The 19,565-nt window shown below is 36.2% G+C and carries 18 protein-coding genes; 13 read left to right on the top strand and 5 right to left on the bottom strand.

Annotated features, from left to right (window positions below):
• Positions 1-202: 202 nt before the first annotated feature.
• Together J5J05_RS07430 and J5J05_RS07425 are read left to right on the top strand one after the other, a co-directional pair.
• A complete protein-coding gene (locus tag J5J05_RS07430) occupies positions 203-1,033 on the top strand; it encodes a PRD domain-containing protein (protein WP_208560049.1) in 831 nt (276 codons plus the stop codon).
• 120 nt (positions 1,034-1,153) lie between these two features.
• Positions 1,154-3,067, top strand: coding sequence for a beta-glucoside-specific PTS transporter subunit IIABC (locus J5J05_RS07425; RefSeq protein ID WP_208560048.1), 1,914 nt, complete (start codon positions 1,154-1,156; stop codon positions 3,065-3,067).
• A gap of 210 nt (positions 3,068-3,277) precedes the next feature.
• On the opposite strand, the gene J5J05_RS07420 is transcribed toward J5J05_RS07425, so the two are convergent.
• Complete coding sequence (locus J5J05_RS07420; protein WP_208560047.1) at positions 3,278-4,051, bottom strand: MurR/RpiR family transcriptional regulator; 774 nt, start codon at positions 4,049-4,051, stop codon at positions 3,278-3,280.
• A gap of 134 nt (positions 4,052-4,185) precedes the next feature.
• Here J5J05_RS07420 and J5J05_RS07415 point away from each other — a divergent pair, with 134 nt between their 5' ends.
• From J5J05_RS07415 to J5J05_RS07405, 3 genes are all read left to right on the top strand, one after another.
• A complete protein-coding gene (locus tag J5J05_RS07415) occupies positions 4,186-5,553 on the top strand; it encodes a PTS transporter subunit EIIC (protein ID WP_208560046.1) in 1,368 nt (455 codons plus the stop codon).
• An 18-nt stretch (positions 5,554-5,571) separates the two neighbouring features.
• Entirely contained in the window at positions 5,572-7,032 is a 1,461-nt protein-coding gene (locus tag J5J05_RS07410) for a sulfatase-like hydrolase/transferase (RefSeq protein ID WP_208560045.1), read from the top strand.
• Positions 7,033-7,249: 217 nt separating this feature from the next.
• Complete coding sequence (locus tag J5J05_RS07405) at positions 7,250-8,068, top strand: formylglycine-generating enzyme family protein (RefSeq protein WP_208560096.1); 819 nt, start codon at positions 7,250-7,252, stop codon at positions 8,066-8,068.
• 44 nt (positions 8,069-8,112) lie between these two features.
• Here J5J05_RS07405 and J5J05_RS07400 read toward each other — a convergent pair whose 3' ends face one another.
• The gene (locus J5J05_RS07400; protein ID WP_208560044.1) at positions 8,113-8,448 is read right to left on the bottom strand and encodes a DUF6054 family protein; all 336 of its coding nucleotides are present in this window, start codon (positions 8,446-8,448) and stop codon (positions 8,113-8,115) included.
• A 177-nt stretch (positions 8,449-8,625) separates the two neighbouring features.
• Between J5J05_RS07400 and J5J05_RS07395 the strand changes: the two genes are divergently transcribed.
• Positions 8,626-9,264 (top strand): hypothetical protein, encoded by a 639-nt coding sequence (locus tag J5J05_RS07395; RefSeq protein WP_208560043.1) that lies wholly within the window; start codon positions 8,626-8,628, stop codon positions 9,262-9,264.
• 34 nt (positions 9,265-9,298) lie between these two features.
• On the opposite strand, the gene J5J05_RS07390 is transcribed toward J5J05_RS07395, so the two are convergent.
• Positions 9,299-9,475, bottom strand: coding sequence for a hypothetical protein (locus J5J05_RS07390; protein WP_208560042.1), 177 nt, complete (start codon positions 9,473-9,475; stop codon positions 9,299-9,301).
• A 524-nt stretch (positions 9,476-9,999) separates the two neighbouring features.
• Here J5J05_RS07390 and J5J05_RS07385 point away from each other — a divergent pair.
• The 5 genes from J5J05_RS07385 to kduD all read left to right on the top strand — a co-directional run bounded on the left by J5J05_RS07385 (position 10,000) and on the right by kduD (position 15,430).
• Positions 10,000-11,739 (top strand): glycoside hydrolase family 35 protein, encoded by a 1,740-nt coding sequence (locus tag J5J05_RS07385; RefSeq protein ID WP_244244660.1) that lies wholly within the window; start codon positions 10,000-10,002, stop codon positions 11,737-11,739.
• Between the two features lie 152 nt (positions 11,740-11,891).
• A complete protein-coding gene (locus J5J05_RS07380; protein ID WP_208560041.1) occupies positions 11,892-12,659 on the top strand; it encodes an endonuclease/exonuclease/phosphatase family protein in 768 nt (255 codons plus the stop codon).
• A 60-nt stretch (positions 12,660-12,719) separates the two neighbouring features.
• On the top strand, positions 12,720-13,595 hold the full coding sequence (locus tag J5J05_RS07375) for an ROK family protein (protein ID WP_208560040.1): 876 nt from the start codon (positions 12,720-12,722) through the stop codon (positions 13,593-13,595).
• Between the two features lie 197 nt (positions 13,596-13,792).
• A complete protein-coding gene (kduI, locus tag J5J05_RS07370) occupies positions 13,793-14,623 on the top strand; it encodes a 5-dehydro-4-deoxy-D-glucuronate isomerase (RefSeq protein ID WP_208560039.1) in 831 nt (276 codons plus the stop codon).
• A 24-nt stretch (positions 14,624-14,647) separates the two neighbouring features.
• Positions 14,648-15,430 carry a 2-dehydro-3-deoxy-D-gluconate 5-dehydrogenase KduD gene (kduD, locus tag J5J05_RS07365; RefSeq protein WP_208560038.1) on the top strand — a complete coding sequence of 261 codons (783 nt, stop codon included), beginning with the start codon at positions 14,648-14,650 and terminating at the stop codon, positions 15,428-15,430.
• Positions 15,431-15,480: 50 nt separating this feature from the next.
• Here the strand turns inward: kduD and J5J05_RS07360 are convergent, their stop codons facing one another.
• On the bottom strand, positions 15,481-16,239 hold the full coding sequence (locus J5J05_RS07360) for an IclR family transcriptional regulator (RefSeq protein ID WP_208560037.1): 759 nt from the start codon (positions 16,237-16,239) through the stop codon (positions 15,481-15,483).
• 227 nt (positions 16,240-16,466) lie between these two features.
• Here J5J05_RS07360 and J5J05_RS07355 point away from each other — a divergent pair, with 227 nt between their 5' ends.
• Both J5J05_RS07355 and bglB read left to right on the top strand, forming a co-directional pair.
• A complete protein-coding gene (locus tag J5J05_RS07355) occupies positions 16,467-17,309 on the top strand; it encodes a sugar phosphate isomerase/epimerase family protein (RefSeq protein WP_208560036.1) in 843 nt (280 codons plus the stop codon).
• Positions 17,310-17,319: 10 nt separating this feature from the next.
• Positions 17,320-18,426, top strand: coding sequence for a beta-galactosidase BglB (gene bglB / locus J5J05_RS07350; RefSeq protein ID WP_208560035.1), 1,107 nt, complete (start codon positions 17,320-17,322; stop codon positions 18,424-18,426).
• 116 nt (positions 18,427-18,542) lie between these two features.
• Here the strand turns inward: bglB and J5J05_RS07345 are convergent, their stop codons facing one another.
• Complete coding sequence (locus J5J05_RS07345) at positions 18,543-19,529, bottom strand: AraC family transcriptional regulator (RefSeq protein WP_208560034.1); 987 nt, start codon at positions 19,527-19,529, stop codon at positions 18,543-18,545.
• Positions 19,530-19,565 lie beyond the last annotated feature (36 nt).

The following is a 19,565-nucleotide window of genomic DNA, read 5'->3' as shown; positions in this document are numbered from 1 at the left end:
TGAACTGTATTGAGAAGTAAGGAAAAAAGTGTAAAATAAATTCCAGTAAACGGTTGCAATCGATTTCAAAGCATGCTATTATTTGAATACAATCAAATGGATGGTTACTGACAGCGAACTGATCAGGCTATACCTTAGTATACTCTTAGGGTTTATTCTCTAGGTATATTAGGGTTTTTTTCTTTCTATTGGGGGTGAATACATGCATGTAAAAAAGGTTTTGAATAACAGCGCGATCCTAGTTCGTGATGAAAACAGTAAAGAGGGAAAAGATTTCATCTGGGTCGGTGGAGGGATTGGATTCGGTAAAAAGCCAGGAGATCAGCCAGACGAGAGTAAGATAGAAAAAGTTTTTGTGATGCAACAGTCAAATTTAACGAATCGGTTTTCGGAACTTGTTGAAAATATTCCGGTTGAATACGTCTCGATTGCTGATGATGTAATCAGTTATGCAAAAGAAAAGTTACAACAGGAATTGAGTGATACGATCTATATCTCACTGACCGATCATATTGCCAATTTGCTGAAGTTGCACGATGAAGGCGTCGAAGTCGAGAATGCTTTGTTTTGGGAGATAAAGAAGTTTTACCCGAAGGAGTTTGAAGTTGCTCAGAAATCAGTTAAGATGATCAGTGACAAGACAGGTAAAAAAATCTCTGAATCAGAAGCTGGAAATTTAGCACTACATTTTATTAATGCGCAGTTAACTTCTGGTATCAGTCATTTATCACCTAGTCAGAATTCGCCTAAGAAAATAAGGGATATTTTATCACTTATTCGTTTTCAGAATAAAATTGAATTGGATGAGTCATCCATCGCGTATGATCGATTTGTTACGCATTTAAGATTTTTCTTTAAGCGTTTAGATCTGAGATCTGAGACTATGACCAAGAATCCACTTCTGGAACAAATCAAAGTGAGATATACCGCAGCTTTTACTACCATGAAAAAAATCGAACAATATTTAGATGTCGTCTTAGACGAAGATGAGCAATTATATCTTACATTACACATTCAGAAACTAATAGAATAAACTACATTGGAGTGTTACTGGTAAAGCAGGCAAGACCGAATGGGTGAGTCTTAGGGGCTCACTGTATTCAGTCTTACCTGCTTTTTGTTTTAGGAGATCATAAAGAGAGGAAGAAAAGTAATGAAATATGAAGAATTAGTTAAAACAATCGTTAATAACGTTGGAGGGAAAGAGAATATCAATAGTGTGACGCATTGTGTGACACGATTAAGATTTAAGTTGAAAGATGAATCAAAAGCGAACACAGACACGCTGAAAAACACAGATGGGGTCATCACTGTTATGCAAAGTGGCGGACAGTATCAGGTTGTTATTGGAAATCATGTACCAGATGTATACAGTGATTTAATGGCGTATGCTCAGATAAAAGAAAGCAACTCAGTAGAAGAAGACCAGTCAAATAAAGACAAGAATTTATTTAATGCATTTATTGATACCATTTCTGGTATCTTTACGCCTGTATTAAGTGTACTAGCTGCGACAGGTATGATCAAAGGTTTGAATGCTATGTTCGTTGCGTTTGGTTGGATAGCGAACACTTCAGGAACTTATCAAGTTCTTCAAGCGGCAGGAGATAGTTTGTTTTACTTTTTCCCTATCTTCCTAGGCTATACTGCTGCAGTTAAGTTTGGTGTAAAACCCTTTGTTGGGATGGTCCTCGGTGCGTCACTTGTCTATCCGAATATAGCGGCCGTACCAGGTGCTACTGACCCTTTGTATTCTTTGTTCCAAGGGTCACTCTTCGAATCGAATGTACACATTGAATTTTTAGGGATACCGGTTATTTTAATGAGTTACGCACAAAGTGTGATTCCAGTCATCTTAGCAGTCTACTTTGCTTCTAAAGTAGAAAAGCCATTGCAAAGAATGATTCCAGACGTCGTGAAAACTTTCCTTACACCGTTCTTTACAATTCTAATTGTCGTACCCATTACATTTATTTTAATTGGCCCTGTTGCAACATGGGCTGGACAATTACTAGGCTCGCTCACATTATTTGTTTATGATTTGAGCCCCATCCTAGCTGGTATTTTAGTAGGTGGGTTCTGGCAAGTATTCGTTATGTTCGGTTTACACTGGGGTATGATTCCGATTGCCATCAACAACTTGACTGTTTTTGGAAGCGACCCAATCTTAGTCTTAAGTATTGGTACACCATTCGCAACAGCGGGTGTTGTTCTGGGTATTATTATTAAAACTAAAAATAAAAAATTACGTGCTTTGGCAATTCCGGCTTTTATCTCAAGTATCTTTGGGATATCTGAACCATCGCTATATGGTATCACTTTACCTCGTAAAAAGACATTCTTTGCAACACTTGCTGCATCAGCTGTAGGTGGAATGATCATGGGTTGGTTAGGTTCAAGAGTCTACCTGATTGGTGGTTTAGGAATCTTTGCGATTCCTGCTTATATAGATCCCAATGCTGATGGGTTAACTTTAGGATTCTATGGGGCAATCATCGCAATCGCTGTATCATTCTTCTTAGGATTGATTTTAACATTGACGATTGCTTATGATCCGAAAATCGATTCTGAAGAAAATAAAGAAGATAATTTAAAACCAGATACAATTGTAAGTGATTTTGAAATCGCTAGTCCAATTGAAGGGGAAGTTATGCCACTGTCTTCTATTTCTGATACAGCCTTTTCTTCAGGTTTATTAGGAAAAGGCGTAGCCATTTATCCGACTGTAGGAAAAGTTTATGCTATTGGAGATGGTGTGGTGTCGACTTTATTCCCTTCTAAACATGCCATTGGATTGACATTAGATAATGGTATCGAAATGCTCATTCATGTCGGTATGGACACGGTTAATTTGAATGGTAAATATTTCGATGCACAAGTCGCTCAAGGTGATACTGTTAAAAAAGGACAGTTATTACTAACGTTTGATATTGAAAGCATAAAAAAAGAAGGTTATTCTGTTGAGACACCGGTGATTATTACAAATAGTGATCAGTATCTTGATGTAGTTGAATCAGAAATAACCTTAGCCAAACAAGACTTCACTTTGTTGACAGTCATTAATTAAGGTAAATGATCTTAGAAAAAAGGGCCGAGACAAAAGTCTCCGCCCTTTTTTTGTTGGTTTCAAAAATGTTTGAAGTATGCGTTCGTAATTTAGGGATCATCAAAGTGGTTTTCGTACGCATCAGACCTTTGCGTTTGACTCTTAGGTATGAATGGATTTTTTTCTAACGTATCCATCATTTAAATAGCACAAAACAAGAAGATGAATCATTTACTGTTTGTTTCTTTCGAGAATCGTCTCTCTCAAATATTGTTCAAAACCGATTCTCAAGAAATCGATTGTCATATGCATATAAGTAGAAGTAAATTCGCTCACTAACCCTTGTCCTTGTTCGATACCAAGACTAATAGAATAACTAGACTTTTCAGTAAGCCAATTTTGATCTGAAATCGTCATCGAAAAAATGGGAACATGCTTGATAAGCGGAATCGTTAGCATCTCTTTAATATCTTTATTTTCTCCAGAACTAGAGAGAACAATCAATAAGTCATCTTTTCTCAGTTTTTCAACAACTGCATTGGTTAAATCATTATTTGATCCTGCAGGCAACATATTCATAGGTATACCTATTTTCAAAAAATCTCTTTGAATCGTCTGACATTGCAGACGTTGGCTTACCCCTGTGCTGATTAGATAAATATTGTGACTATGATTAATCAATTGATATAAAGGGGTAAAGTCTTTCTTTGAAAGTTTTTTTAATAAATTCTGCTGTACTACAATCATATCATCCATTGTTGTTTTCGCAGGATTTTCTTCATGATTACTTTTACGAATCATAAATTTAAATTCAGTGAAACCGGAAAATCCAAGTTTTTGAACGAATCTTAGGACCGATGATTTTGAAGTATACGTTTTTTCTGCTAAAGAAGTGATACTAAGATGCACGATTTCTTCACTGTGTTCAAGTATATACTTGCTAATTTCTTTATCGGTTTCACTAAACTGAGGTGATTTATTTTTTATCAGATTAATTATAAACATGTAGTGTCTCCTTCACAAAAATCGTACCAGTTAAGTGGGAACATTCCCAGTGTTGTTGATAACGCTTTAATCCATAGTAAGGTAGTCTATAATTAAAGTCAAGATAGGAAAAAAATATAATAGGAGGAGATAAAATGGATTATAAAAAAACAGCTCAAAATATCATAGATTTATCGGGTGGCAAAGAAAACTTTTCCAGCGTGATCAATTGTATGACGAGAGTAAGAATCAAATATAACGAACGGTCGAAGGTCGATAAAGAACGTATCGAACAGATTCCGGAAGTTTTAGGGATTAAAGAAGCGGAGACTTTTCAAATCATCGTAGGTCCAGGTAAAAGTACGAAGCTTCAAGAAGCTATCAATGAGGAATTGGGCATGGAAAGCGCAGATGAAGCTGGTTCAGTGACTGGTGGAGATGGGGAAAAACAGAATTTCCTTAAAATATTAGCAAGTATTTTTGTACCAATTATTCCAGCTATTATAGCATCAGGTATTTTACAAGGGTTAAATAATGTATTAATCAGTCTAGCGACAAATAGAGCAGCGGAAATTGGTGCTGAAGCAACAGAAACGCTAACCAATGTACAAGTCGTCCTAAGTCAGTGGAATTTATTGGAAGTGAGCACGATAATGGGCGTGCTAGGACAAGCTGCCTTTGGTTTCTTAGCCATTTATATCGGGATCACTTCTGCTAGAATTTTTAAAGCTGATATGATCATGGGTGGACTGATTGGGGCAATGACCTTATCAACGGCTTTGCCATTAATTGGATTAACACCTGGACAGGGCGGTTTATTCGGGGTTATATTAGGTGTATGGATTTTCTCAAAAATTGATAGGATTTTGGAGAAATTTATTCCTGATCTCATTACGGTCGTTGTTAAACCAACACTATCTCTATTATTGACTGGGGTTCTATTCTTTTTTATCATTATGCCAATTACGGGTATTCTGACGGACGGATTGACAGATGGTATTATCTATCTAATTGAAAATACAGGTGTATTCGGCGGATTTGTTTTAGCAGCCATTTCACCGATCATTATTTCAACTGGATTGCATCATGGATTATTGCCAGTAAATATTGAAATCATCAATGCGACAGGAAGTACGCCTATCAATGCTGTACAAATCATGAGCAATGCTGGTTTAGTTGGTGCGGGTCTTGGATTATATTTCTTGACGAAGAGACCAATCATTAAAGAAACAGCCAGAGGCGTATTGCCAACGACATTCCTAGCCGTTGGGGAGCCAACCATGTTTGGATTAGTTATTCCATCAGGGTTCGGATTTATAACAGCTAGTTTAGGTGCTGGATTTGGTGGCGCTATGGTACGTTTCTTTGATGTTCAAATGTCTGCATTAGGTGCAGCAGGGATGTCCGCTATCCCTTTGATTGCTGATGGAAAATATCTACAGTATCTAATCAGTTATGCAGTAGGTTTAGTAGCCGCTTTTGTTTTAACAATGGTAGCGGGTAAGTTCTTCAAATACGAATAAAGATGAAAGGAATTTATAATGAAAACAGTTATGATTATGTTTGACACGCTTTCTAGAAATTATTTACCAGCGTATAAAGATATTGATATTGAAGTACCAAATTTTAAACGATTGCAAGAACACTGTATTGCGTTTGATCAATTTTATGGTGGTAGTATGCCATGTATGCCAGCAAGACGAGAACTTCACACTGGGAAATATAATTTTGTACACCGTTCATGGGGCCCACTAGAACCCTTTGATTTTTCGGTATTTGAAACATTGAATCAAAAAGGTATCTATACGCATCTCATCACTGACCACTCACATTACTGGGAAGATGGTGGTGCAACTTATCATAACCGCTATAGTAGTTGGGAAGGTTTTAGAGGACAAGAAGGAGACCGTTGGGTTTCTAGAAATGAAGCTTTGCCGAATGATAATGAACATCCCATGAATAAAAAAGGCTTATCTGTCACACAGCATTTTGCGAATCGTACAAGACAACAGAATGAAGAAGAAATGTCTACGGTGAAAACAATCAATGCAGGAATTGACTTCTTGAACCATCATCAAGATAAAGATGATTGGTTTTTACAAGTGGAATGTTTTGATCCGCATGAACCATTTTATGTACCCGAACGTTATCGAGAAAATAGTTCAAACGAAAAAGATTTTGTTTACTGGCCTAAGTATCAAAAAATTGATGGCGATGCACAACAAGAAGGGATCAAACAGTCTAGAGAAGAATATAAAGCCCTTGTGAGAATGTGTGATCATCATTTAGGGAAAGTGCTCGACTTTCTAGACGAATCGAATATGTGGGAAGACACAATGGTCATCGTCAATACAGATCATGGCTTCTTACTGGGAGAACATGATTGGATGGGTAAAAATAGCTCACCATTATATGAAGAGATTATTCACATTCCATTTTACATGCATGTACCTGGGGTAGAAACAAGTGAACGTTGTGCTGGTATTGCCCAAACGATCGATATCGCACCTACGCTACTAGACTACTATGGGCTTGAGATTCCTGAGAATATGGAAGGTAAATCGTTGTTAAGATTATTAGATAATGAAAAAATCAACCACGAAGCCATTTTATTTGGAACAAACGGTGGTCAAGTTTGTGTCTATGATGGCAGATATGTTTACATGCGAGCATCTGTTAATGAAAATAACCAACCTTTAGTGAATTATACAATGATGCCTACACAGATCAGAGGCTTTATGTCTAAAGAACAGTTAAAAGAAGCAGAACTTGTACCTGGTAATAAATTTAGTAACGATGTACCAATGTTGAAGATTAAAATGGATAATTATCATAATTCATATGCTTTTGGTCATTTATTGTTTGATTTGAAAGAAGATCCAGAGCAAAATAGCCCATTGAATGATGAAACAATTGAAGCAATGATGGTTGAAAAACTAATGAAATTGATGAAGCATATTGAAGCCCCAGAAGAAGAATATAGTCGATTGGGATTGAAGTAAGTAAAACTTATGGAGTGATAGGATGAGTTGTTGCCAACCAGATAATTCAATAGACAAAAAAGGCAGCGCAGTTGAAACGACTGGAGATCAAACAAATATAATAAGTAATCATGATTGCTGTAGTCCAAATTTGGATGTAGAAATTGGGAATCGTTCACCAGATAAAGAACTTTTTGAAGGGAACTTTTACAAAAAAGCAAAGGTCTCTTTACAAAAGATGATCTATATTGAAAAAGGCCAATTTCTAATGGGATCAGAGGACGAAGATATAAATGTCGGAGATAGCGAAGATCCTATTCGGCTTGTCGATGTAGAGGCTTTTTATATTGATCCTGCACCTGTAACGAATCATGAGTTTCAACAGTTTGTTGAGCAGACGGGTTACCGTACAGAAGCAGAACGATACGGTTGGTCATTTGTTTTTCATCTATTATTTGATGGGACAAGAAACGAAGTGAAAGGTACACCGGCACAAACGCCTTGGTGGCTTGCAGTAGAAGGGGCTGATTGGGCGCATCCTGAAGGTGCGGGTTCTTCTATAGAAGAAAGACTAGATCATCCAGTAGTTCATGTCTCTTGGAATGATGCTAATGCTTATTGCCAATGGGCAGATAAGCGACTCTTGACGGAAAAAGAATGGGAATATGCTGCTAGAGGTGGACTCGTTCAAAATAGATACCCATGGGGAAACAGCCTCACGCCCGATGGCAAGCATATGTGCAATATCTGGCAAGGCCAATTTCCATATTCAAATACTAAAGAAGATGGATTTCTTGGAACATCTCCAGTGAGAGCATTTCCAGCAAATGGCTATGGTCTCTATAGTGTTTCTGGCAATGTTTGGGAATGGGGATCAGAATGCTTTGATTCTAGTACAAATGGTCAACCAGATGCCCCTAGAGTTACGCGTGGCGGGTCATACCTCTGCCACGATTCCTATTGTAATCGGTATAGAGTGTCGGCAAGAACATCCAATACACCGGATAGTTCTTCTGGGAATACTGGTTTCAGATGCGGGAAATCCGTTATAGCATAAAAAACCTATCACTCGACTTACTGAGTGATAGGTTTTTTTAATCTTTACCAAGTCTTTTTAGCCGTTTCTAAGGCGTTTTTAAATTCTTTTAAAAAAGCATTTTCGCCCCAATTATTGATTTTAAGTACAACAGCTTGGCTACCGCCAGATGGAATGGCAACCAGGTGGATAGAATCTTCAAATGTAGTAATCATCAAACTTAATGTTACCCTACTTGATCCGACGATACTATAACGTTCATAAACCATCATGGCACTTTGATCAGCAAAGCGGTAACCATCTTCGTAAACGGTTGTTGAGCTGATATTTTGTGCTACATCATGTACTACACCAACAAATTTATTGAAATCTCCAGTTGTTTCATATAAGTATTTAGCCATTAAAGCTTCCTCTTTTCTTAAAAACTTCTCTATAGTTGGATATTACCACAGCAAACGAATAAACATATCATACCTGAGACTTATTATAGAACTTAAGAAGAAAGAAAGCGGTATGATATCTATGATATAAGCAATTAAGATAATACTTGCATTTTAAAAGAAAAGGGAGAGTGTAAAATGAAAAGTTGGAAATGGCTGATTGTAACTATCGCTATATCGAGTATATTAACTGGATGCACTAATCAAGACGAAGGAGAAACTCAAACAGAGGTAGAAACTGTTGAGGATACTGATCCACAAACGACCGAGACGAATACAAATGAACCCTCAGAAGTAACTGATTTAGAAATGAATGAAAAAGATGAAGAAACAGGCGAGAGTGTTACCGGAGAACTTGTGCTATCGAAACCTTATGAAGAATTAAATGCAACAGCTGAAAGCAATCCTTTAGTGAAACTAGCTGAAGATTTCTTAGCAGCAAATCCGAATATAGGAGAAGAAGGTTTGTTAAATGTTAGTTACACTGGAAATTGGTATGAGGAAGAAGAACAGCTATACGGTGTGTTTCTTTTAACAAATAGAACGGGTATGGTCATCAACGATATGGATTTTAGATTCAGTTGGGCTTATGATGGTCAACCAGTTGTTGAAAATCAAGTAATCAATTACCGTGAATTTGATATGAATACATTACCTGAAAATGCTTCGATTTTATTATTGATTCCAGTAGATCCAGCTAAAGAAGAACTTGTAAAATCAATGTCTGAATCTGAGGATCTTTATTTGTCAATTAGTCACATAGAAGTACTTAACTAAGTAATGTAATTTTTTTGAACAGCTTTAAAGCACTTTATGCTTTAAACTTATATTGATGATTCAAGAAATATAAAACATACAATAAGTAGAAAGGAAAGGCATACTTTATCGACAGCATAAAGCATCCTCTACCGGAGAAAGTCTTGCTTTCTAACATTGCAATTTCTTGAGCCGCACCAGTGAGTAAGAGACTGATTGCTAAATAAGCCATCAAAGGCAACTTATAGATTATATTAAAGTCTAATAGATAAATGAATCCTAAAGGAAAGAAGCTAATAAATAAAATAAAAATCCAATATACCACGAGAAAAATTTTAGTACCAGTGGTTTTGGGTGGCGTAATACCTTGCCATAGTATGTATTGAAAAAGCTTTTTAAACAAGCGTTCACCTCACTAACAAAATAATTGATTAATTATTAAAGCTTAGTCTATTCAAACTAACATAGTTGAAATGACAATGCAAATACTACTAACGTTAGAATCTCGTATAAAGATTGAAAGTTTACTTTTAAAAGATTTATACTAAAATAAAAAATGATAAAAAGGTAGTTATATCAATTTGAAATTACTTTTTTTGATCAGTAAAAGGTAATCAGTTCATTGTTTTTTTTACTTAATTAAAGAAAATTTACTAAATAATGTTTGCCTTATTCGCTCAGTCATGACATAATTTAAGATAGGTTGTAAGGCCTTTCTTTTTAAAAGTTATTAAATAACCAAGGTGGTGGCAAATTTTGTTTGAAATCAAAGAAACATTTTATCTAAATGGTAGTCCAATTAAAATAGTATCCGGAGCGTTACATTACTTTAGAATCGTACCCGAGTACTGGGAAGATCGATTATCTAAATTGAAAGCGATGGGTTGTAATACGGTAGAGACTTATGTCCCTTGGAATATGCATGAACCTAAGGAAGGTCAGTACAATTTCGAAGATATGTATGATATTAAAAAGTATATCGAAACAGCACAATCATTAGGGTTATATGTCATTGTAAGACCAGCACCCTATATTTGTGCGGAATGGGAATTTGGCGGCTTGCCCGCATGGCTTTTAAAAGACAGAAATATGAAATTCAGGACCTATTATCAACCCTTCATTGAAAAAGTAGATCGTTACTATCAACATTTATTAAAAGAAATTGATGATTTGCAGATAACAAAATCAGGTCCGATTATCATGATGCAAATCGAGAATGAATATGGTAGCTATGGTAATGATAAAAAGTACTTGAAGGCATTGGCTGATATGATGATAAAATATGGTGTTGATGTGCCGTTAGTCACCAGTGATGGAACATGGATGGATATGCTCGAGAATGGTACCCTCCCAGAGGTAGCTTTACCGACAGCTAATTTTGGTTCTGGAAGCAAAGAACATTTCGGTAAATTGAAAGCGTTTCATGATAAAGAGTCTCCTTTAATGGTCATGGAATTCTGGAACGGCTGGTTTACAGCATGGGGGGATGATGAGTATAAACATACAGCCTACGAAGAACAAGTTGATGAAATTGATGCGATTCTTTCAGTAGGACATATCAACTTTTATATGATACATGGCGGTACTAATTTTGGCTTTACAAATGGTTCTAACTACTACGATGAACTGACACCTGATATTACTTCTTATGATTACGATGCACCCATCACGGAGTGGGGCGATGTAACTGAGAAGTATAAAGCCTTTAGATCAGTAATAGAAAAGCATGTTGATTATAATATCCCAACAATACCGGTAACAGTTGAAAAGAAAGCTTATGGGCAACTGTCAATTCATTCGAGAACAAGCTTATTCGATAATCTGAGTAATTTGGCTGATGTCGTTTCTGATATGTCTACTCTATCTATGGAAGATTTAGATCAAAACTTTGGTTACGTGCTCTATCAAAATGATTTAGGCAAGAAACGTAAGATTGAAGAGTTTGAATTAGTTAAAGCGAATGATCGAGCGAAAGTTTATATTAATCGCCAGCATGAATTGACGCAGTATGATCGAGAACTTGGACAGAAAGTTTCTTTTGAGTTGACTGATGATGAAAATGAATTGAGTCTCTTAGTCGAAAACATGGGTCGCGTTAATTATGGTAAAAACATGATCCATCAGCAAAAAGGAATCGTTGATGGTGTGTTAGTTAACGGTGCCTTTCGAAATGGTTGGAAGCACTTCGGTCTTCCGCTAGATAATATTGATAAAGTAGACTACTCATATGATTATGTTGAAGGTGAACCTAGTTTTAGTCAATTTGAATTAGTTGTTGAAGAATCAAAAGATACATTTATTGATATGACTGGATGGGGTAAAGGTGTCGTCTTCATCAATGGATTCAATCTAGGACGATTTTGGGAAGTTGGTCCTCAATTTAAATTGTATTTACCAGGGCCTCTTTTAAAAACAGGTAAAAACGAAATCGTTATCTTTGAGACTGAAGGAACGGTTAAAGATACGATTGAATTAACAGACCAACCGCCTTATTAAATACTGTTAGATTGATAAATAGCCTCGCTAACTTAGCTGAGGCTATTTATGTTGTTACTAAAAAGAAAGACTCAAAACTTGTGAGCATATATGGTAGAATGGCTGAAGATAACGGTTACACTTTGTTTTGCGTTTTATGAAAGGGAGATTTTATGGCCATCGTCAAAGTTATGACATTTAATTTATGGGTAGATAGTGTGGATAGTCGAGATGTTAGGTCTTTTCATAATAGAAAAGCCGGTATTGTGGAGCTTATTCAAACAGCTGCTCCAGATATTATAGCGACACAAGAAGGCACACAAGCCATGTTAAATGAACTTATAGAACGATTAGGAGAAGCCTATCTACTTCAAACTTTTCCAAGAACATTAGAACCTGAAGCTGAACAATGTGCTATTTTAGTGAAATCCTCTAAGCTCTCAATCGTTCAGTCGTGTTCCTTTGCATTATCAAAGACACCACATCTTTTAGGATCTATTGGCTGGGATGCCACTTATCCAAGAATTTGCGCGAGTCTAACCTTAAGACTACTAGCAAATCCTTCTCAAGAATTGACCATTTATAATACACATTTGGATAATGACGGAAAGCAAGCTAGAGAAAAGAGTATCGAAATAATCAAAGAAACCCTATTAGAAGAAAATAATCCATCCATTTTACTTGGTGATTTTAACGCAACCCTTGAGGAAGAAGCTCTTGAGCAGCTAATCGCTGATAAAAAAATCAAGCATTATAGTGATGACGAAGGTGTGATTTATGATACTTTTCATAATTATGGTGAAGTCTCTTTTAACCAGAAAATCGATCACATTTTTTCGAATCAAAACGTTTCATTTCTTTCTACCGTTGTGATTCAAACTGGGCTAGAAGGCCTGCTTCCTTCAGATCATTATCCTCTTTTAGCGGAGTTGCAGATTTAAGAGGAAAAATATAAAGAATATTTAATTTCAAGATAAAAAAAGAAAGTAGGATGATGATAAATGGCTTTATTGGTATTCGATATTGGCGGTACATCTGTGAAATATGCTATCTGGGAAAAAGAGGAACTCGTGGAAAAAAGTAGTTTTGAATCACCGTCTACTTGGGAAGAAATGAAAAATGTTATGTTCACTATTAAAGATACATTCGTGCAACAATACGAGTTAGATGGTATAGCGATTTCTTCTCCAGGTGCTGTAAATCAAGTAGCGCGTACAATCGAAGGAATCAGTGCGCTACCTTATCTACATCATTTTCCGATATATGATGAACTAGAAACACTGTTTTCTTTGCCCGTTTCGATAGAAAATGATGCAAATTGCTCAGCTTTAGCAGAAGTTTGGAAAGGCGCAGCTAAAGAGAAGCAGAATGTGTTATTTGTTGTGATTGGAACAGGTATCGGTGGATCTGTAATCGTGGAAAAAAAAGTTCAACGTGGTGCGCATTTATTCGGTGGAGAATTCGGTATCATGTTGTTGAATGAGAAAGAAACGTTCAGTCAGTTAGGTACGACTGTTGCTTTGGCTAAGAGATACAATGAGCGAATGGATATGACAGCCATGCCGATAGATGGTCGAACAGTGTTTGACTTAGCTGAACGTGGTGATGATGTCGCTATTGAAGAAGTTAAGAAGTTTTATAGATACTTATCTATTGGACTATTTAATCTTACTTATGCCTTTGACCCTGAAGTCATTCTTATCGGTGGAGGCGTGTCTAGTAGACCAGACTTGCTAGAGAAGTTAAATTCAGAGATAGCGATCCTAATGGAAGAATTAGAACTTGATATCTTTAAGCCACTATTAGACGTTTGTATGTTTAAAAATGATGCAAACTTGATAGGCGCAGTTTATAATTTTAAACTTAAACAAGCATAATAAAAAGCAATCGAAACGTAGAGCATTCAGAAACAATTCTGGATCTTCTACGTTTTTTATTTCTTATATGGAAATTGATTTTTCTAAAAGAAAACACTTGCAATAAGGAAATCGCTTTACTATACTTTGAATATAGTTTCTTATAAGAAAAACTTATTTCCAAATAGGAAATATCAGATTACAGGAGGAATGTATAAATGGAAACAAGATATGCTACTGGCCCTAACGACGTTAAAAGACTAACGACTGATGAATTGCGTAAGCAGTTCATGGTTGAAAAACTATTTGTTCCAGGTGAAGTTACTTTAACTTATACCCATCATGACCGTATGATCTTTGGTGGTGTGGTTCCAACTGGTAAAACGTTATCTATTACGCTAGATAAAGAACTAGGAGTAGAATATTTCCTAGAACGTAGAGAGCTTGGCTTGATCAATATTGGTGGCGACGGCAAAGTTGTCATTGATGGCGAAACACATGATGTCAATAATCGCGATGGCTTCTATGTTGGGAAAGAGACGAAAGAATTAACGTTTGACTCTGTAGATCCAAACAAACCGGCAAAATTCTATGTTGTTTCAACGCCGGCACATAAAGTTTATCCAACAGTAAAATTAGATATTAATACGATGAACCCTCTTGAAAAAGGTGAACAAAGCACATTGAATGAGCGTAAAATTTATCAATATGTTCATCCAAATAACTGTGAAAGTTGTCAGTTACAGATGGGCTATACGATTCTAGAACCAGGTAGTACATGGAATACGATGCCTGCACATACACATGATCGTCGTATGGAAGTCTATCTATACTTCAACATGGATGAAAATACGAGAGCTTTCCATTTTATGGGTGAGCCGGATGAAACTCGTCATTTAGTCATGGCAAATGAGCAAGCTGCGATTTCACCGAGCTGGTCAATTCACTGTGGTGTTGCAACAGCAGACTATACGTTTATCTGGGCAATGTGTGGCGAGAACATCACATATGATGATATGGATCACGTAGACATGGCAGACTTAAAATAATCATTCATACAGGAGGAATAGAAAATGTCAGATCATTTAAAAGATTTTTCTTTAGATATGTTTTCGTTAAAAGGTAAAGTTGCACTTGTTACAGGTGGAAATACTGGTTTAGGTATGGGCTATGTCGTTGCGTTGGCAAAAGCTGGTGCTGATGTGATGGTCGCAACCTTTGATAATAATGTTGAGGAAGTGACATCTCTCGTAGAGCCGACTGGTGTGAGATTAGAATTTTATCAAGCCGATTTAACAAAAATCGATCAAATGGAAGCGATGGTTGAAAAAACGGTTGAATTATTCGGTAAGATTGATATTTTAGTGAACAATGCTGGTGCAATTAGACGTGCACCATTACTAGAGTATAAAGATGAAGATTGGCAAGCAGTAATCGATATCAATCAAAACTCTGTTTACTACTTGAGTCAACGAGTTGCGAAACATATGGTTTCACAAGGTTATGGAAAAATCATCAATATTGCTTCAATGTTGTCATTCCAAGGCGGAAAATTTGTCCCTTCTTACACAGCAAGTAAACATGCTGTTCAGGGTTTGACAAGAGCTTTTGCAAATGAATTAGCTGAACATAATGTAACGGTCAATGCGATTGCGCCTGGTTATTTTGTATCTGCTAACACAGCGCCCATTAGAGCAGATGAGAAACGAAATAAAGAAATCGTTGATCGTATTCCAGCAGCAAGATGGGGCGATCCATCTGAGTTAATGGGAACGGTCGTCTTCTTGGCAAGTCCAGCATCAGATTATGTTAATGGTCATGTACTGGCTGTTGATGGTGGATGGTTGACAAGGTAACAAATACAAAAAATAGCTACCAAGTCATCGGACTTGGTAGCTATCGTTTCTTAACGAAGAGATTCTACGATTTTTTTTTTATAGAGTAAAAGATTACTTTTTAATGAGTCCAGTACTTCTTCAGAGAGGCGATACTTAGGTAAACTGATGCTGATTGCACCATAATTCGTCTTACCCACTGTGATACTAGAGCCGATACAGAATACATCTAAATCATGTTCACCATTATCGAAAGCAAAACCATCAATGCGTGCTTGATTGACTTCATCAAAGAGTCTTTCAGCTGTAACGATTGTATTTTCTGTTTTGGGAATCAATTCGTTTTTCTCAATGTAATAGGCGATATCGTCATCTTCCAAATCCGCTAGAACAGCTTTACCCATCGCAGAACAATATAGCGGAATTGACTTACCGATTTCACTATATAAGGAGACAGGCTTCTTACTAGCAATTTTTGTGATGTATTTGATATAGCCAAACTCATGAAGCCCTAAATGAACGGTTTCATCTGTCGCTCTTTGTAAATCTTCCAAGTACGGTTGGGCGATTCGTTTGATGCTCAATTGATGTAAACTTTTATTCGCGTACTTCAGTAAGCGAGGTCCTAAGCTAAATAATTTGGTATCTGGATCCTTTTGTACGTAACCAATCAGTAATAATGTATTCAAGATTTTTGAAGCAGTAGGGGGTGTTAGTCCAGTTTGACGGGCGATTTCACTCAGCCTATGTTGGCTATCATCACTAGATAAAAATTCTAGAATATCATCTGCTTTCAGTAAAACACTTCCGTAAGCTTGTTTTTGAACCATTTTTAATGACTCCTTCTCCGAGGTTTTCTATATAGTTAATTTATTTTCTAAATAAGAAATTTGGTTTATTATAGCAGAATGATTTTTCGACTACAATAGTAATTTTGAAATGTTTTTGAATTTTAAATTTTCCTATAAAGAAATTGTTTTATCTATATAGAAAAGGAAGTGAATCTGCTTTATAATATTGTTAATGATTTCACAAAAAAGAAAGGGTGCTATGAAGCATGTCATTGAATATTGGGATAAGAGCCCATGATATTGAAAATGAATCACTTGAAGAATTAGCGGACACATTAGCGAATAAGTCAATCGACTCTATTCAATTGGCCTTACTAAAATCCTTTAAAGAAGTAATGCTGACAAAAAGTATGTTCAATGTTGGATTAGCTAGAAAAATCGGTCAAATCTTTTCCAGTAAGCAAATCGATATTATGGTGCTGGGATGTTATATCAATATGATTCATCCAGATGAAGAAGAAAGACGGAAAGCACTAGATTTCTTTAAGACACATATACGATATGCTAGTGATTTTAATGCAGCAACAGTTGCTTCTGAAACGGGTGGTGTATTTCCTGAAATACAGTTCACAACAGAAAATTATACGGAAGACGCTTATCAAAAAGTATTGACTAGTATGAAAGAACTTGTAGCAGAAGCTGAAAAGTTTGGTGTGATTATTGCAGTAGAAGGGGGCATCAATCATCCAATCTATTCACCAAAGATGATGCATAGATTACTGGTGGATATTCAATCCAATAATCTTCAAGTCATATTGGATGTTGTGAATTATCTGTACCCAGAGGATACGAGTGAAGAGAAGCAACAAGCGATCATTGATCAAGCTTTTGAATTGTTTGGAGATCAAATAACCGTTATCCATGCAAAAGATTTTAAAGTAGAAGATGGTGAGTTGAAGATCATGCCTGTTGGTCAAGGAGAAATGAATTATCCATATCTTATTGAAACCTTACAGCGTGAAAAACCTTGGATTCCCATTTTACTTGAAGAAACACAAGAGCCTCATATTGATCAAAGTATAAAATTTTTAAATTCACTTGAAAAATAAGAGATAAAGGATGGATAAAAGAATGCAGACTGAATTGAACAAAGAAATTATTGTTGAACAGATTGATCGACTAGCGCACAATCTGTCAAATATCAACGACGTAAACGGAGAGTTCTTATTTGAACTTGATGGGATGATGATTGATGATAAAAGCTGGCACGTATGGAATTGGCCTCAAGGTGTAGGACTCTATGGATTACATGCTTACTATAAACTGACAAAAAATAGCCAAGCTAAGGAAATATTAGATGAATGGTTTGAGCAACGATTATTGGAAGGCTCTCCTCCAAAAAATGTAAATACAATGGCGCCGTTGCTTACGATGGCCATGATCTATGAAGAAGAAAATAAAACAGAATTTAAGCCTTACTTAGAACAGTGGGCTGAATGGGTTATGTATGATATGCCACGTACGGACGAGAACGGCCTACAACATATGACCTATGGTCCACCGAACACAAATCAGTTATGGGCAGATACATTGATGATGACGGTACTGCCGTTAGCTAAAATTGGTCTATTATTAGATCGTCCAGATTACGTTGAAGAAGCGAAAAAACAATTCTTATTACACATCAAATATTTATCTGATCGAAAAACAGGTTTATGGTATCACGGTTGGACATTTGAAGGACACCATCACTTCGCAGAAGCCCTATGGGGACGGGGGAACTGTTGGGCAACGATTGCAATTCCAGAAATCATCGATATCCTGAATCTAAAAGCGGGAGATCATTTCTATGAATTTTTAGTAGAGACATTGAGAAGACAAGTGGAAGCATTACACGAGTATCAAGATGAGAGTGGCCTATGGCCAACGCTAATCAACGAAGCGGATTCCTATCTTGAAGCATCAGCCACAGCAGGATTCGTTTTCGGTATTTTGAAAGGTGTTCGTAAACGTTATTTATCAAAAGACCATCTACCAATGGCTGAAAAAGCCATTAAAGGTCTGTTGAATAACATTAATGAAGAAGGCGAGCTAGAAAAAGTTTCTATCGGTACAGCGCTTAAAGATGACTTGGATTATTACCGTAATGTTAAGATTACAACGATGCCATATGGCCAATCGCTGGCGATTCTTGCTTTATCTGAGTATCTTTACACGTATGCATAAATAAAAGATGAAGAAATGAGTATTTCAATAACTGACGTTTAGACTTGATTCAGCATGAATACGTGATTGAAAATCTGATTTTGATCGAGACAAATAAAAAAGCACAAGCCTTGCTCTTAAAGGTCTTGTGCTTTTGATTTTCGATAAGCTCCAGGGTTCACAGCATACATATCTCTGAAGATACGATAGAAGTAAGATTTGTTTTGAAGTCCAATTGCTTGGCAGATTTCTTCAATCGGCAAGTTTGTACTTTCAATCAAGAATTTAGCTCTTTTGAGTCGCTCTTCCGTAACGAGGCGGACGAATGTTTTGCCTGTTTTTTCTTTGATGATTTCAGATAAGTAATTGTTACTGTAATTTAATTGGCTAGCTAGTTGTTCTAAGGAAATCGTTTTAAAGTCTAGCTTAATTTTCTTGAGGACTTCAATGATGACCTTATTTGTGTGATCATCATTAGGTGTGACATCTAAGCGGTACTTTGTATTTCCAACAAGTTCCATAAATAAGATAGGTAAATAGTAACTAATGATTTCATTTGAAAATGTTGATTCAGTAAAATACTTGTTCAACATTTGGATCATAATGAATCTGATGGACTGATTATGACTACTTTCAAAGATAATATATTGACCTTTTGATTTTTCAGAAACTGCATGTACTAAAAATTGAAATAAACTACTATCTTGCGTGTTTAACTGACTAAGCCAGTTTAAGTCAAATCGGGTTTGCGGAAAGATAATATTGATCAGGATATCTTCATTTCTTAACGGTTCGATGGCATGCGTGGAGCCATAATCTAATAATAGTAGTTCGCCTTCTTTTAATATTTTTTGTTCGCCATTGATTGTCTGGCGACATTCTCCTTTAAGCATATAATTGACCTCTAGAAACTGGTGAGTGTGTTCAGGATATTTGGCGAAGCGATTGTGTTTACTTATGTATATCTGATCATTTTTTAAAAAGTATTGGTCTTTGAGAACCATTTTTCCATCCGTATAAAGAAAAGATTCTTCTGGAAGATCAATAATGAAATCACCATTCAAACGTTGTTTTTTTTCAATTGAATTGTAATTATATAAATACTGATAAACAATTTCCTGCATATTTAAAACCTCCTGTATCTTTAATTATAAATCAAT

It is taken from the genome of Marinilactibacillus kalidii, assembly GCF_017599325.1.
Classification (GTDB): Bacteria; Bacillota; Bacilli; order Lactobacillales; family Carnobacteriaceae_A; genus Marinilactibacillus; species Marinilactibacillus kalidii.
Note: the sequence above shows the minus strand (reverse complement) of the source record. Positions and strands in the feature narration are given on the sequence as shown.